Origin of the sequence: Pseudovibrio sp. Ad5, assembly GCF_001623095.1 — a bacterium.
Classification (GTDB): domain Bacteria; phylum Pseudomonadota; class Alphaproteobacteria; order Rhizobiales; family Stappiaceae; genus Pseudovibrio.
Map to the genome: position 1 here is coordinate 256,858 of NZ_LMCH01000059.1, position 13,474 is coordinate 270,331.

Sequence of the window (13,474 nt, forward strand, 5' to 3'; positions counted from 1 at the left end):
CATAAAACAGTCTGGTCCTTGCGAGTATTATCGAGAGTTACGGCGGGTCTGCTTGCAAAATCTTCAGTGGATCCAGTGTTGGATAACTCCTTGTCTTTCGGTGAGGTCACCACCACTCCTCACCATTTTTGAGGCTATCAGCAAAACAACCTCAGCAATTCTTATGGGTGTCATCCTTTTCATGTGCCCGTTACCTTTTGCAGATCGTCCTGAAGAGGCCCACGACTTGCAAATCAAGCTCCCTTTAAGCACTCTCGCAATCACTCTTCCCCTCCTGGCAGGGTGCGTTTCTGATGAAGAGCGCCTGCCACAGGCCTATTCGCCCTCCATAGAGATTCCACCGGGGGCAACGCTGATTACGGTCAACACCACGCCTGATGGTGCCTTCTGTTTTCTGGAAGGGTATCGGTCATCCATCTTTGTAAAGCACACGCCCGGCCCGATGGTTGTTCCTGCCGGATTTGAGAGCAGAAATCTCATTTGCGAGTTGAAAGGCTACAAAACCACACAAGGCGCTGTGCTCCCCGGCCCACCACCGCCAGATGGAGACAAGATCATCATCCAGCGTGTTTTCATTCCGGTTGGCGTGAATGTCCCCAACTCCAGCCCCGCAGGCGCTGTTGTGCCAGATGGCTTTGTTGGCACATACCGCCGTTAACCCAGCACCGCCTCATAGCGGGTTTTGAAGTTGGCTGTGAGGTAATTCATCAATTCCCGCACCCGGTGCAGTTGGTGCCGTGTTGGCGGGCTCACCAGCCAAAGCGGTGTTGTCTGCTTCCATCCGGACAGCATTTCCGTCAACTCGCCGCGTTTGATGAGTGCATCGGTGTAAACATCCGCAAGGCGTGCAACCCCCAAGCCCGCAGCGGCTGCCTGGCACATGACGCGGCCATTGGAGATCTGGAATCCTTTTTCCGCCTGCACCACAATGCGCTCTTGTCCGCGCGTGAAAATCCATTCCTGCACACTGCCGGAAATGAAAGGTAGACCTTTCAGATCAGAAGGATGTCGGATTTTGGAATGAGCTGCCACAAAGGACGGGGACGCCACATAGCGGGTTGTGATGGTGTGCAGCTTGCGGGCAATCAGGGTGCTGTCTTCTAAATCTCCCATCCGCAACACAAGATCGTAGTCGGTCTCCAGCAAGTCTTCCCGAATGCTGGAAAAATCCAGTTTCACCTCAATCCCCGGATTGGCGTGCTGATACTCAATCACCAGCGGTGCAATCAGCTCCTCTCCAATCAAACCGCCCACAGCGTTCATACGAATGGGGCCCGTGAGGCTGTCCGTCGCCTGCGATGCCAAATCAGATGCATCTTCAATCTGCTTCACGCCGGTGCAGCACATTTCATAGTAACGCTCACCAATTTCAGTCAGGCGCAGTTTGCGGGTGGTTCTAAACAGCAGCTGCACATCCAGCTGCTCCTCCAACTGGCTCACTTGTTGGCTTAAGCTTGCTTTTGAAAGGCCCGTTTCATCAGAGGCTAAGGTAAAACTGCCATGTTCTGCCACAGCCAGAAACGAGCGAAGGCCATTCCAGTAGATATTGTTCATCTCAGCCTAACAATCATTTCGGATTACCCATATTTATCAGCGTGATCATTTTTGTACAATCGCCGCAACACGACGCAAGTTCATCTTGCTCAAGAAAAAGCTAACTAGGCAGGAAAACAAAATGACAAAGCCACTAATCATTATCACCGGCGCAAGTTCCGGCATTGGTGCAGCGATTGCGACATCTTTCAGCGCTGCTGGTCATCCTCTTCTTCTGCTTGCACGCCGGGTTGAGCAGATGGAAGCTCTGGGTCTTCCAAACACACTGTGCCGCGGCGTTGACGTCACCAGCCGTGAGCAGCTGATTGCAGCTGTTAAGGAAGCGGAAGAGAAATTCGGCCCTGCAGACGCACTCGTCAACAACGCTGGCTGCATGCTGCTGGGCGATCTGTCCGTTCAGGATCCAACTGAATGGGACCGCATGATCGACCTGAATGTGAAGGGTGTTCTCAATGGCATCCACGCAGTTCTGCCAGGCATGAAAGCGCGTAAAGGTGGCTCCATCATCAACGTCAGCTCCATTGCAGGCCGCAAAACATTCCCTGCACACGCAGCTTACTGCGGCACTAAGTTTGCCGTTCACGCCATCAGCGAAAACCTGCGTGAAGAAGTGGCAGCAGACAACGTGCGCGTCATGACCATTGCTCCGGGTGCGGTACAGACTGAATTGCTGTCTCACACCACATCTCAGGACATCATTGATGGTTACGAGCAGTGGAAGAAAGAAATGGGCGGCGTACTGGACCCACAGAACGTAGCTGACACTGTGATGTTCGTTTACCAGCAGCCACAGAACGTCAACATCCGCGAAGTTCTGCTTGCAGCAACAGGCCAGCCTGCATAACGCAGAGCAACCAAGATTTTATAAAAGCCGGCTCTTTCCCAGAGCCGGCTTTTTCTATGGAGCGAATTCTTATCAATCAGAACGCGTTTTAAGAGTTTGGCACGTCGCTCAAATGACGGGCGATGGCCTGAAACAGCGCGATCGACTTCATCTTCACCATCTCCTTATCGCGTTGATAAGAGGGATAGGTCGAGGTCTTAGCGATCACCACATTCCGAGCCGGGTTGATGTAAAGAAACTGACCGTGAATACCGATTGCGGTGAAGTCACCCTGATCAGAGTCCAGCGGCAGCCACCACTGATATTTGTAGCCAAGCGGTGAGGGGCTCTGCGGATTGTTGTAGCCCGGCATCAAGCGCGGCTCGTCCGGCGTGACCGATGTGTTGATCCACTCTTCCGACACGATGCGCTCGCCTTTGTGGTTCAAACCACCACGCTCCAGCACCATTCCCACACGCAGCATATCACGCAGGCGAATGTTCACCCCGCCAAAGACAACCGGTTCACCTTCCTGATCCACCATGATTTCAGCGGAGGATTCAGCACCGATCTTGGACCATAGCTTTTCGTTGAACCACTCTTTGTAAGGTTTGCCAGTCGCTCCACGCAGCACCCAGCCCACAACATGCGTATCAATGGAGGAATAGCGATTGTAAGTGCCCGGCTCCAGCTCACGCGGCACATCCTTGGTGAACTCATCCTGAGAGCCCAGCAGGATTGCGACGACAGACTGGACGATGTCTGAATTCAGATCGGCGTAGTTCTCGTTCCAGCGGACACCCGACGACATTTCCAGCACGTCCTTCAGACGAACACCGTCATAAGCCGTACCCTTGAGCTCCGGCACATACTTGACGACCTGATCTTCCACACTCTCGATATGCCCTTCATCCAGTGCCACCCCAACAAGGATGGAAGCCATGGATTTGGAGACGGACATCTGAATGGCATGAGTCTCCGCGGTGTTGCCGCGATCATAATACTCATGGATCAGCTTACCATTGTGCATGATGGCAAGGCCGGTGGTGTGAGAATCCAGAATGTAATCTGCTGTAGAGGCTGCCTCGCCCTTATACATAAAGGTCGCTGGCATCGGTGATACCTGATGCGCCCGCGGCAACTCATAGGTCTCATCTGGCGCTTTCACCGAGGTACTGGAATACTCTTTGTAAAGCGACCTGAATTTCTGATCGATGTTCTCAGGTTTGAATGCATCCGCATAAGCCATCACGGCACGGATCTCGGCAATGTCTTGCCGGAAGTAAAAAGCACCCACCGCAAGCAACAGCACAACGGCCAGAACACCCCAGCCAATCTTCTTCAACATGACGTCCCCCCATTCGCGGTGAAAGGTCAAAACCTCCAGAGCGAACCCAAACCTTACGCATAGGTTAATCGCTTGTAAAGCGAGCCGCTGGCAACTTAAGAGCGGTGTATTACCCAATTAAACGCAATTAAAACATAAGCGCTCACACAACCTTTGCGGGTTTCCTGTTTAATGGCTGCGACCTTCTTTTCTCCAAGTGGTGGGAGCAACTGGTATGCAGACAAAAGCAAAAACAACCCTTCTTGCACTGAGTTTCCTCGTTTTCTCAACAGGTTACGGCCTCGCGCAAATCAACAACTTTGCGGATGATCCTGTCGCAAACGAAAACGCCAATCCCTTAAAGTCAGAATACCCCGATATTGTAAGCCCAGTTTCTGATTGTCCCGACATCGCAGAAAAATACCGCACCGGCGGCGCTGGCGCCGATCCATTGGGCTATCCGCCGAACTTTGGTTTCACCAACATGTCCGCCGCTGATCAGGAGGCCTGCATCAAGGAAATCAACAAGGATGGCAACATCAATGAGAAGCAGGAAACCCAGGAAGAGAACAACATCCTGCAGAATTGAAGATGGGCTCATGCTTCTCTAAGAGGTTGTTATTGCAACGGTAAATAGATCTCGACAACGAGATCTTCAGGAGCGGTGTTGGTTGGGCTGTTCCAAAACACCTCATAACATGGATGGTCCGCGGCCTCTTCACCTGAGTTCGGCAGCCACACACCATAAAGGTAACAGAAAGCCGCCTGCAAACCTGCATACGGCCCCTGATGGCGTAGCACAGCACAGCGTCCAGATGGAATGCTATGTGCTTCAAGTCCCTCAGTATTTTCAAACTGCGGCGGAACAACAGCACCCACACGAGAGCGTAATTCATTTGGCGGGACGATTGAAGGATCGTCATAATAAATGCCAACAAACGGCCCACATTTACGGATCACACCACGAGAAGACAGCATCGCAGCTAACTTACTGAAAACTATACCCATGTCAGAGTAGGGGCCGCGATGATAAAGGACCTGCAATGTCTTTTCAGGCACATCTCTGATTTCCACCGGATGCATCGAAAAGATACCGTTTTTTTCCGAGGCAACCGCAGGAGCAACGCTTTTATCCTCACGGAACTGACCGGGCGCAACGCCATATTCTCCCTTAAACGCACGAGAAAAACTCTGTGCACTCGGGTAGCCATATCTCTCCGCAATCTCGGTAACAGCTTGTTTTGTCTGGATAAGATCTAACGCGGCTCTATTCAACCGGATGCGGCGGATTGAGCTCGCCAGCGTTTCACCGCGCATGCTCTGGAAAACACGATGCCAGTGAAAACGCGACATGCAGGCAACATCAGCCAATGCATCAAGGCTAAGATCACCATCCAGATTTTCATAGATATATTCAAGAACACGTAGCATTCGATTCTCATAGGCCGCCTTGTTCTGCTCCGCTTTCACGCTCCAGCTTCCTCTGTCTGTTGTCATTTCCACCCTTACAACACAAGGGGAGTGAACATATCTTGCTATTTTGACCTTGAAGCAGGCGAGTTGGGGTGATTCATGAACAAATCGAGGCAATCATTACTGGCGGCTTGCTTTGAGTAGTTCCACCTATTGCTGCATTCACTTACCAACTCACCTTACACGCTTTCTTTCAGAAACTGACAGTTCTTTGAGCCCCGACGGTGACTTAGTCACTTTCACGAGCAAATTTCTGAAATTTTACTTATAAAACGGTTGCTTTTCGGACCTTGGCTCGGATAAAGCGGAGGCAACAACTGGCCAAGTATCGGGCTATGGCCTAATCAAAACAATCTAAGGATTGCAAATGACCGACGCAGCGTTGGCCCCAGCTCCTGTGCTTGATCAGGAAGCCAAGACCGAATTTCCTATTCCAGCAAACGTATTTGCTGAAAAAGTAGTGTCCGTTAAACACTACACTGACCGTCTGTTTAAATTCCGCATCACGCGCCCAAGCTCCTTCCGTTTCCGCTCTGGCGAGTTTGTCATGATCGGCCTGCCAAATGCTGAGAAGCCGGTTTTCCGCGCATACTCCATTGCAAGCCCATCCTGGGATGAAGAGCTGGAGTTCTTCTCCATTAAAGTTCAGGATGGTCCGCTGACTGAACATCTGCAGAAGATTCAGCCAGGCGACACCGTTCTTATGCGTAAGAAGCCGACCGGCACGCTCGTAAATGACGCCCTGATCCCAGGTCGTCGTCTTTACATGTTCTCTACCGGTACAGGCGTTGCACCGTTCGCATCCCTGATCCGTGATCCAGAAACCTATGAAAAGTTTGAGGAAGTTATTCTGACCCAGACTTGCCGCGAAGTGAATGAACTCACCTACGCGAAGGAACTGGTTGAGGAAGTGAAGAACGATCCACTCGTTGGTGAATTCGCAGCTGGTAAACTGCGCTTGCATACAGCAGCGACCCGTGAGCCATATCCTTGTCAGGAACGCATCACCACTCTGATCGAAAACGGCAAGCTTTTTGAAGACCTTGGCGTGCCAAAGCTGGATTCTGCGATTGACCGCGGCATGATCTGTGGTTCTATGGAAATGATCAACGACACCAAGGCGATCCTTGAAAAGCATGGCCTTGAAGAAGGTTCCAACGCAGCACCATCCACATTCGTGGTTGAGCGCGCGTTCGTTGGCTAAGCTAAATGCTTTGAATTTTTGCGAGAAGCCCGCTGTACATGCAGCGGGTTTTTCTTTTGTCTGCACTTTGCAATTTATGCCTCTTCCGTCATTTTCATTGCATCTTCAAGGACCTGGTTAAACCGATCAAGTGCCCCCTCAAAACGACCGAAAGTCAGATGCGTGTTGGCACCGGACGCAAACCCTTGCTGAATCTCTTCGCCCAACTCAAAATCTTCAATGAGGGTCGTTGAGGTGATCGCCTGATTGCGGACCCAATGCTTCTGCATTTCATCAGTTTGCGGCATAGAATTCGGGACCAGTGTCGCCAACCGCACCCGCGTACGGTCAACGGCCAGCGGTTCACAATGCACCCAAACGATATGGTCTTGCTGAACAAGCAGCTGCGTTCCCGGCAAGACAGAATAGATGATGTTGGCGTGCTCACGAAGTCTCCACTCCTCCGGAGGTTTATCTCTCAATTCAAACAGAGTGATGCGTGGTAACACGGACCGCATGTTCCCTCCCAACATCTGATAGCTGGACAGATTCTCCGGAAAGTACGGGCCAATCGTTTTGCGGTGGGCTACGCGGAAATGATAGGCTTCGATCCCACCTTCAATCAGCGTCTTCCAATTGGCAGCAATTTCAAAGGTTTCTTCAACCGCAATTCGGTGATCAGCAAGCTCCAGCCAAGACAGGTCATCGGAGAGTGGAGCGAGGCTCTGTTGGATTTCCTCCACATGTGTGACGTTCGGATCAGCGATAACCCAGATAAAACCATGGGCTTCCAGAACTGGAAGTTCCTTCAGGCCATATTGAGAGCGATCCAGATCCGGAAAGCCTTGTTGCTCCTGTGGCACCGCTACCAAGTCGCCTTGGTTGGACCATGTCCATGCATGGTACGGGCAGGAAAACCTTTGTTTACAGCCAGTTTCCTCTCTCACCAGCTTAGCACCACGGTGGCGGCACACGTTGAGGAACGCATGAGCTTTGCCCTTGGCATCTCTGGTCAGAAGAACAGGCCGTCCGGAAACGGATCGACTAAGGAAAGCGTTTGCTTCTGACAGTTCTGCTGATTGCGCAGCGGCGACAGGCTTGCTGCGAAACAAAGCGGTCATTTCCTGAGCAAAGCGATCAGAACAGTTGTAACGCGTCACCGGGGAGTGCGTGACTTTCTCATCCAGAAACTTTTCCTTTCTGGCATCCAAACCAAGCAATTCAGCAATCAAGCTAATTTCTTCATCCCGTGTCATGGCAAATCCTCCACTTACCGATCGGTAAGTATAGACTTACCACTTGGTAAGTTGTCAAGTTTATCCTATACAGATGGAAAGGGAGCAGGATTTGGATCAGCACGCAGAAAGCCCCAGAACACGTTACATCACAACGGCAAGCGCGGTCTTCGCACAGAAGGGCTATCACGCTGCAAGCCTCGCAGTCATTGCAGACAGGCTTGGCGTGACCAAACAGGCACTGCTTCATTTCTTTGGCTCAAAGGCTCGGCTTTATGAGGAGGTGCTGAGCGCGCTTTCTGATCGGCTGCTATGTTCAATCGAAAACGTCGAGGGAACTACACCAGAAACTAAGCTGCGCATATTCTTCCTCCACCTCTCAGAGGATGCGCTTTGCAATGTGGAGGACACGCAGCTGGTCGCCCGAGCTCTGCTGGATGCCCAGACCACCTCCGAAAACTGGCCAATGAAACCATTTCTGGATGCTCTGGGCGCGCTGGCTCACAAGACGAAGCGATGGTCAAAAGCCTCAGATGCTGAGCTCTTTTGTTGGATTTACCAGCACATAGGTTCAATCCAACATTTTGCTATCTCACAGACCACACTCAAGGGCATGTATGGAAAAGAAGCTTTCGACGTGCTGAAGGAGACGCATCAGGCACAACTCCGTGTGGCTCTTGCTGATCTGGAGGAAGACCCGGTTTAGCCGTTCAACTCAAGCCGCTCGTGAATTTGAGCAATCTCATTTTTCCATTGCACTTGCAGGTGAGGTGACTGCCGGTTAGGCCGCCGCGACAGATCCGCTTCCATCAGCGTTTCCAACTCAATCAACCGCTCTAGCAGTTCATCTTCCCCAGAATGATCTGTTTCAGGCGCCGTATCCTCAATCCTACTCTCAACAGCAGGTTGCTCAATGACAGCAGCTTTGATGGCTTTCACCTGAACTTCTGCGATCAACGCATACGCGGCATCCACATCATTGACTTCCTGCAGACGCCCATTTTGCACGACCCAGAACCGGTTACACGTCGCCTCCACCAGATGCCTGTCGTGCGAAACCAACAAGAAAGAACCGTTAAACGACTGAAGTTGGTTTGAAAGCTCATTACGTCCGTAAAGATCCAGATGGTTGGTCGGCTCATCAAGCATCATTAGGTTGGCTTGCACCTGAGACAGAGAGACAAGCAACAAACGCGCACGCTCACCGCCGCTCAATTGCGAGACTTTCTGTGACAACTGATTGTATTTGAAACCAGCCGCAATAATGGTCTTCTCGCAATCAGGAACTCGCAGATCAACCCCGAGGGCTTCTCCGACAGACACCATCCCCTCAACCAGATTAGCTTCCCCCGGAAGCTGTTGAAGTGTCTGATCATAAAACGCAATCCGGCATCGTGGATGAACCCGGACGTCGCCTGCCTCACTCGTCCGCTTCTCCCAGCAGCAGCGCAACAGGCTGGATTTACCCGTCCCGTTCGCTCCCATAACCGCAATCCGGTCACCGGGCCGCACAGCAATGTCATCGACATTGTATAGGAACACATCCGCCACAGGCGGCGTCACGTTCAGGTCGTTCAACTGAACCAGGCGGTCAGCCTGAATTTGCTCTCCGGCAATGGAAAGGTTCCACGGATAAGCCTCGACGGCATCAGTCTGGTCGTCCTTCATGCGGTCGACCATCTTTTCCATGGACTTGGCTTTGCGTGACAGGTCCTCGTTGTCGAACGTTCGCCCCCAATCCGCAAGGCGTTTTGCACTGGCCTCAACGCGCTTGATCTCTTTTTCTTCAGAGTCACGCCGGGCGATACGTGCTTGGGTCAAAACTTCATGTTCTGCCAAGGCCTTCGTGCAGGGCAGGTCAAAGGCATTTAGTTTGCGATCCTGAAGAATCCATGTGCGATTGGTGACGGAATCGAGCAGGGTTGCATCGTGTGAGATCACCAGAAAGCTGCCCTTCCATGATTTCAGGAAGCCTTCGAGCCACATGATTGTTGGCAGGTCCAAGTGGTTGCTTGGCTCATCCAGCAACAGCAAATTCGGCTCAATCATCAAAGCACGTGCCAGCATGAGGCGTGTCATCTGACCACCGCTGAGGTCCTTACAAAGCACTGTGGACTGGTGAGGCTCGAATCCCATTTCCGGCAGCATCACATCCACCTTCCAGTCCATCCAGTCGCGCTTATCCTTTGGCAAAGCCTCACGAACCGCCTCAGCCAGCGTCAGTTCCATCAGTTGTTTGGGAAGATGCTGCTCAACACAGGAAACGACAGCAGCACGGGAGACCGAGATGCTGCCCTCGCTAGGCTCACCGCGACCAGCGAGGATGTTGAGAAACGTCGACTTACCGCACCCGTTGTGGCCTACCAGCCCAATCCGGTCGCCTGCATTCAGCCCGAAGGACAGATTTTCAAACAACACACGCTCTGGCGACTGCTGCCACAGACCACTGCCGGTTATCAATGGATTGCTACTGGACTTCGCCATGGGACCGTGCCTCCCAACACATAAAACACTAGGAAACGGATTAGAGAAAAATTACGGAGCTTCCAAGAGGGCGAGAGGTGTAATACAGCAAAGACACTTCAACTTAAGGGAGAACAGAGGATTTCACGTCACACATAATCACAAAAAACAGTGTGAATCCCTTGAATAACCGCCGCAAACTAGGGGATCTTGCTCACATGCGGTTTGCAGAGCTGTTCTACATTGCAGAAAAGACTGATGGCAGTGTCACTGCCATAAATTCCAGCATTTGAAAGAATAGAAAGCTTACATGACGACCTCTATGCAACCCTCATCAAACCCCAAGCAGAGCATTGGAGTGGTATTCTCCGTTGCCGCATCCGCGCTTGCCCTTACAGCTGCAATTGGCCTTGCCTATCTTGCAAATCCGAACCCGGCTTCAAAACTGCATCTTGCCAACACTGAAGTCTCACATTGCACCGTTGCCGGCGCTACAGCTGTTTTGGGTCTTCGCGGTGAATGGAACTGCATTGCTGCGCAGTGACCACAAGCTTACTTTGAGTTTTGCGCTCGCATCTCGTTGTAGGCTTTTGTAAAACCGGTGGCTGAAAAGTTGATGCCAACCTTTTTGCCTGCTCTGGACATCATCACAAATCGTCCTTGATCTTTTGCAGCTTTCATCGCGTTGATGAAGGCCTCTTCGGTTTTGCCTTCAATCACACAGCCTTGCGCCATACAGCGATTGACCCGTGCAACCGCCTGAAAATCACCGATGTTCACGCCAACACCCGGAGCCAACAGAAAATCGAGCGGCAATACATATTGCACCATATCGCTCTTTTCTTTGGGACTGTAGGTGAGTGTCATCAGCAGAATATTCTGGCCACTCTCATTATGAACCACGCGCTGCTTAATCTGGCAGCTCATGCCATTCACGGCGGGGTCATAACACTCCAGCATCCAGTCTCCGTGTTGCTGCGTGGTGACCTTGGGACTGCTGGCAACAGCCGCATCACCTTTGGGGGCTGATTGAGCAAAGCCCGGCGTAGCACCAAGAAAAGCAACAACTCCCAGAGCAAGAGCTGCAATTGTACGAAGGGGAAAACCAAAAATCTTCATTTGAATATCTTGCTTGCAACTATAACGATAGGACTGAGTTATCTATCTCACCAAACTAGTTTTGTTGCAATATTGGAGATTTGCGGGAGGTCTTTGGGAAAGAGCCCCTGTTTTCCTTAGGGATTTGAAATTATGAAATCTGGAAAAATCAATTACATCGAGTTGCCAGCTGCTGATCTGGAAGCCGTAAAGGCGTTTTACACCAATGCACTCGGTTGGACTTTCGAGGACTACGGCCCTGACTACGCTGCCTTCAATGATGGTGACTTCAATGGCGGTTTCTTCAAGGCAGACCTGTCGTCCTCCACCGCAAGCGGTGCGGCGCTTGTGGTGCTTTATGCCGAAGATTTGGAAGCTCTGCAGGACACACTGGTGAAAAACGGCGCAAAAATCTGCCGAGAGATCTTCACCTTCCCGGGTGGGCGCCGGTTCCATTTTCTTGACCCCAACAACAACGAGCTTGCTGTGTGGTCAGACAAATAACAGGCGAAGGCATCGCTGACCTGTAATATTAGTGGGGGTGAATTGAGGGATTCACCCTTCTCTATGAATAGGCGTAGCTTCCAAGCGAAATCCAGTTTCTCAGGAGATTCGCGTGCGGTTCGCCAAAGCATCAGACGCCGGTCAGTTCAGCCCACTCAGTTCTAAAGGGGCTTCTCTCGGAGTTCTCATTGCATCTGCAATGCTCCTTGTCGGCTGTCAATCCAATGTTTTTGGCCCCGATCCGTCGAACCCTCCCTCTGATGCATATGTTGTTTCTATCGAAACCAAGCCATCTGGCGCGCAATGCATTTTGGATGGATATGCTGAAAACCTACACGTGAAAAGCCCCGGACAGCTCGTCATTCCAGAGGAATACAAGGACGCGCAAATCGTGTGCACAAAGGAAGGTCACGAGGAAGTCCGCGATGACTGGTACCCCGGTGCAGACGTAGAAATGCCAGCTGTTTCCTGGGTCAGGACACTTCCAAAGAAACAGTAGTTTCTATCTCTTGAACTTTCCTAGCAGCGCTTATGCGCTGGCCTCAGCTGAGATCGTATTTGACGATGCGATCTTCTCTGCCTTCTGCACCCTTGCACCAATAACCACCAGCACAAGTGCGATTCCGCCAAAAACGCAGAACGCAAAGGACAATGGCAGCAAGGTCTGATCGTAAAAACGCCCAACAATCACAGAGAGGATGAGCGCAATAAACGTGGTGGTCGCGCCAACCAACGTTGCAGCCAAGCCAGCGATATGCCCGAGTGGTTCCATGGACATGGCGTTCAGATTTCCGTTCAACATCGGCTGACAAAAGAACGCCAGCGAAAGATAGGTCATGAACAACCACAGATCAGGCGTAGTATCAATGAGGAGCAGATACATCGCAAAGCTGAGGCTGGTGACAATCTGAATTGTCAGCGCAGCACGGCACATGTTCTGTAAGCCGATACGTCTGACAATACGGCCATTGACGATGGACGCCATGCCAAACACGACGGCAATTCCGGAGAAATAGAGCGGGAATGTTTCGTGGACGTTGAAAATATCTGCAAACATCGGCTGAGCAGTGCTCAGATATGTCATCATCGTACCAAAAACAAAGCCTGAAGCCGCTGTATAGTACAGCGTCGCTTTATGGCTTACGACTTCTTCGAGACCTTCCCAAAGCACTCTGGGCGTAATTACCCGGCGATTTTCCGGTTTCAGTGTTTCTGGCTGACGCATTGCCAGCCAGATGCAGCCCACAGACGCCATAATCAGCATGATGACAAAGATTGCCCGCCATCCCGCAGCAAACAGGATGCCTTGACCAATCAACGGCGCTAATGTGGGCACAATAATAAACACTGCTGTTACAAACGACAGGATGCGCGCCATTTCCGCGCCGACATACTTGTCGCGAACAATCGCCATAACAACTGTGCGGTGAGCGCTGGCTCCGACACCTTGAAGCAGACGCCCGAAAATCATCATAGGCAATGATGTCGCCGTGGCTGCAAGGACGGCGCCAATTGCGAAAACAACAGACCCTGCATAAACCGCCGGCTTTCTGCCAAAGCGATCAGAGACGGGGCCAAAAACAAACTGCCCCAGGCTTAATCCAAGAAACAGCGCAGAAATGATGAGCTGGACGTTGTTGGAATTTCCGACATTCAAATCTTTGCCGATGACTGAAAACGCTGGCAGCACGGCGTCAATCGAAAGCGCAGTCAAGCTGGTCAGCGTAGCCATGAGGGCAACAAATTCAACCGTTCCCAGGCTCGCACCTGCGGTTTTCGGAGAGTCCGACATCTGGATATTCCTGTTTCAATCC

The 13,474-nt window shown here is 51.6% G+C and carries 15 protein-coding genes; 8 read left to right on the plus strand and 7 right to left on the minus strand.

The window, feature by feature from the left end; translation table 11 throughout:
* Window positions 1-181 precede the first annotated feature (181 nt).
* Complete coding sequence (locus PsAD5_RS17565) at window positions 182-658, plus strand: hypothetical protein (RefSeq protein WP_153040871.1); 477 nt, start codon at window positions 182-184, stop codon at window positions 656-658.
* On the opposite strand, the gene PsAD5_RS17570 is transcribed toward PsAD5_RS17565, so the two are convergent.
* A complete protein-coding gene (locus PsAD5_RS17570) occupies window positions 655-1,554 on the minus strand; it encodes a LysR family transcriptional regulator (RefSeq protein ID WP_063293019.1) in 900 nt (299 codons plus the stop codon). The two genes, PsAD5_RS17565 and PsAD5_RS17570, sit on opposite strands and share 4 nt — an antisense overlap.
* 121 nt (window positions 1,555-1,675) lie before the next feature.
* On the opposite strand from PsAD5_RS17570, the gene PsAD5_RS17575 reads away from it, so the two are divergent.
* The gene (locus tag PsAD5_RS17575; RefSeq protein ID WP_063293020.1) at window positions 1,676-2,398 is read left to right on the plus strand and encodes an SDR family oxidoreductase; all 723 of its coding nucleotides are present in this window, start codon (window positions 1,676-1,678) and stop codon (window positions 2,396-2,398) included.
* A gap of 88 nt (window positions 2,399-2,486) precedes the next feature.
* Here PsAD5_RS17575 and PsAD5_RS17580 read toward each other — a convergent pair whose 3' ends face one another.
* Entirely contained in the window at window positions 2,487-3,725 is a 1,239-nt protein-coding gene (locus PsAD5_RS17580; RefSeq protein ID WP_063293021.1) for a serine hydrolase domain-containing protein, read from the minus strand.
* A 214-nt stretch (window positions 3,726-3,939) separates the two neighbouring features.
* Between PsAD5_RS17580 and PsAD5_RS17585 the strand changes: the two genes are divergently transcribed.
* Window positions 3,940-4,293 (plus strand): hypothetical protein, encoded by a 354-nt coding sequence (locus PsAD5_RS17585; protein WP_063293022.1) that lies wholly within the window; start codon window positions 3,940-3,942, stop codon window positions 4,291-4,293.
* A 29-nt stretch (window positions 4,294-4,322) separates the two neighbouring features.
* On the opposite strand, the gene PsAD5_RS17590 is transcribed toward PsAD5_RS17585, so the two are convergent.
* Entirely contained in the window at window positions 4,323-5,201 is an 879-nt protein-coding gene (locus tag PsAD5_RS17590; RefSeq protein WP_208988675.1) for an AraC family transcriptional regulator, read from the minus strand.
* A 343-nt stretch (window positions 5,202-5,544) separates the two neighbouring features.
* On the opposite strand from PsAD5_RS17590, the gene PsAD5_RS17595 reads away from it, so the two are divergent.
* On the plus strand, window positions 5,545-6,381 hold the full coding sequence (locus PsAD5_RS17595; protein WP_063287820.1) for a ferredoxin--NADP reductase: 837 nt from the start codon (window positions 5,545-5,547) through the stop codon (window positions 6,379-6,381).
* A 74-nt stretch (window positions 6,382-6,455) separates the two neighbouring features.
* Here PsAD5_RS17595 and PsAD5_RS17600 read toward each other — a convergent pair whose 3' ends face one another.
* Window positions 6,456-7,616: an aromatic ring-hydroxylating oxygenase subunit alpha gene (locus PsAD5_RS17600; RefSeq protein WP_063293023.1), complete on the minus strand. Its 1,161-nt coding sequence runs from the start codon at window positions 7,614-7,616 to the stop codon at window positions 6,456-6,458.
* Between the two features lie 91 nt (window positions 7,617-7,707).
* Between PsAD5_RS17600 and PsAD5_RS17605 the strand changes: the two genes are divergently transcribed.
* Window positions 7,708-8,301, plus strand: coding sequence for a TetR/AcrR family transcriptional regulator (locus PsAD5_RS17605; protein ID WP_063293094.1), 594 nt, complete (start codon window positions 7,708-7,710; stop codon window positions 8,299-8,301).
* On the opposite strand, the gene PsAD5_RS17610 is transcribed toward PsAD5_RS17605, so the two are convergent.
* Window positions 8,298-10,079 (minus strand): ABC-F family ATP-binding cassette domain-containing protein, encoded by a 1,782-nt coding sequence (locus tag PsAD5_RS17610; RefSeq protein WP_063293024.1) that lies wholly within the window; start codon window positions 10,077-10,079, stop codon window positions 8,298-8,300. The genes PsAD5_RS17605 and PsAD5_RS17610 overlap by 4 nt on opposite strands.
* Before the next feature lie 289 nt (window positions 10,080-10,368).
* Here PsAD5_RS17610 and PsAD5_RS17615 point away from each other — a divergent pair, with 289 nt between their 5' ends.
* Window positions 10,369-10,602 carry a hypothetical protein gene (locus tag PsAD5_RS17615; RefSeq protein WP_063293025.1) on the plus strand — a complete coding sequence of 78 codons (234 nt, stop codon included), beginning with the start codon at window positions 10,369-10,371 and terminating at the stop codon, window positions 10,600-10,602.
* Window positions 10,603-10,610: 8 nt separating this feature from the next.
* On the opposite strand, the gene PsAD5_RS17620 is transcribed toward PsAD5_RS17615, so the two are convergent.
* Window positions 10,611-11,177: an invasion associated locus B family protein gene (locus tag PsAD5_RS17620; RefSeq protein ID WP_057463867.1), complete on the minus strand. Its 567-nt coding sequence runs from the start codon at window positions 11,175-11,177 to the stop codon at window positions 10,611-10,613.
* A gap of 129 nt (window positions 11,178-11,306) precedes the next feature.
* Here PsAD5_RS17620 and PsAD5_RS17625 point away from each other — a divergent pair, with 129 nt between their 5' ends.
* Both PsAD5_RS17625 and PsAD5_RS17630 read left to right on the plus strand, forming a co-directional pair.
* Window positions 11,307-11,660 carry a VOC family protein gene (locus tag PsAD5_RS17625; RefSeq protein ID WP_063293026.1) on the plus strand — a complete coding sequence of 118 codons (354 nt, stop codon included), beginning with the start codon at window positions 11,307-11,309 and terminating at the stop codon, window positions 11,658-11,660.
* A 112-nt stretch (window positions 11,661-11,772) separates the two neighbouring features.
* Entirely contained in the window at window positions 11,773-12,159 is a 387-nt protein-coding gene (locus PsAD5_RS17630; protein WP_063293027.1) for a hypothetical protein, read from the plus strand.
* Window positions 12,160-12,189: 30 nt separating this feature from the next.
* Here PsAD5_RS17630 and PsAD5_RS17635 read toward each other — a convergent pair whose 3' ends face one another.
* Window positions 12,190-13,452: a multidrug effflux MFS transporter gene (locus tag PsAD5_RS17635; RefSeq protein ID WP_063293028.1), complete on the minus strand. Its 1,263-nt coding sequence runs from the start codon at window positions 13,450-13,452 to the stop codon at window positions 12,190-12,192.
* Window positions 13,453-13,474: the final 22 nt, after the last annotated feature.

Coding starts and splice junctions, on each gene's coding strand:
- PsAD5_RS17635 (WP_063293028.1), bottom strand. CDS start 13,452: ATGTCGGACTCTCCGAAAACCGCAGGTGCGAGCCTGGGAACGGTTGAA.
- PsAD5_RS17595 (WP_063287820.1), top strand. CDS start 5,545: ATGACCGACGCAGCGTTGGCCCCAGCTCCTGTGCTTGATCAGGAAGCC.
- PsAD5_RS17580 (WP_063293021.1), bottom strand. CDS start 3,725: ATGTTGAAGAAGATTGGCTGGGGTGTTCTGGCCGTTGTGCTGTTGCTT.
- PsAD5_RS17615 (WP_063293025.1), top strand. CDS start 10,369: ATGACGACCTCTATGCAACCCTCATCAAACCCCAAGCAGAGCATTGGA.
- PsAD5_RS17565 (WP_153040871.1), top strand. CDS start 182: ATGTGCCCGTTACCTTTTGCAGATCGTCCTGAAGAGGCCCACGACTTG.
- PsAD5_RS17570 (WP_063293019.1), bottom strand. CDS start 1,554: ATGAACAATATCTACTGGAATGGCCTTCGCTCGTTTCTGGCTGTGGCA.
- PsAD5_RS17600 (WP_063293023.1), bottom strand. CDS start 7,616: ATGACACGGGATGAAGAAATTAGCTTGATTGCTGAATTGCTTGGTTTG.
- PsAD5_RS17585 (WP_063293022.1), top strand. CDS start 3,940: ATGCAGACAAAAGCAAAAACAACCCTTCTTGCACTGAGTTTCCTCGTT.
- PsAD5_RS17575 (WP_063293020.1), top strand. CDS start 1,676: ATGACAAAGCCACTAATCATTATCACCGGCGCAAGTTCCGGCATTGGT.
- PsAD5_RS17610 (WP_063293024.1), bottom strand. CDS start 10,079: ATGGCGAAGTCCAGTAGCAATCCATTGATAACCGGCAGTGGTCTGTGG.
- PsAD5_RS17590 (WP_208988675.1), bottom strand. CDS start 5,201: ATGACAACAGACAGAGGAAGCTGGAGCGTGAAAGCGGAGCAGAACAAG.
- PsAD5_RS17620 (WP_057463867.1), bottom strand. CDS start 11,177: ATGAAGATTTTTGGTTTTCCCCTTCGTACAATTGCAGCTCTTGCTCTG.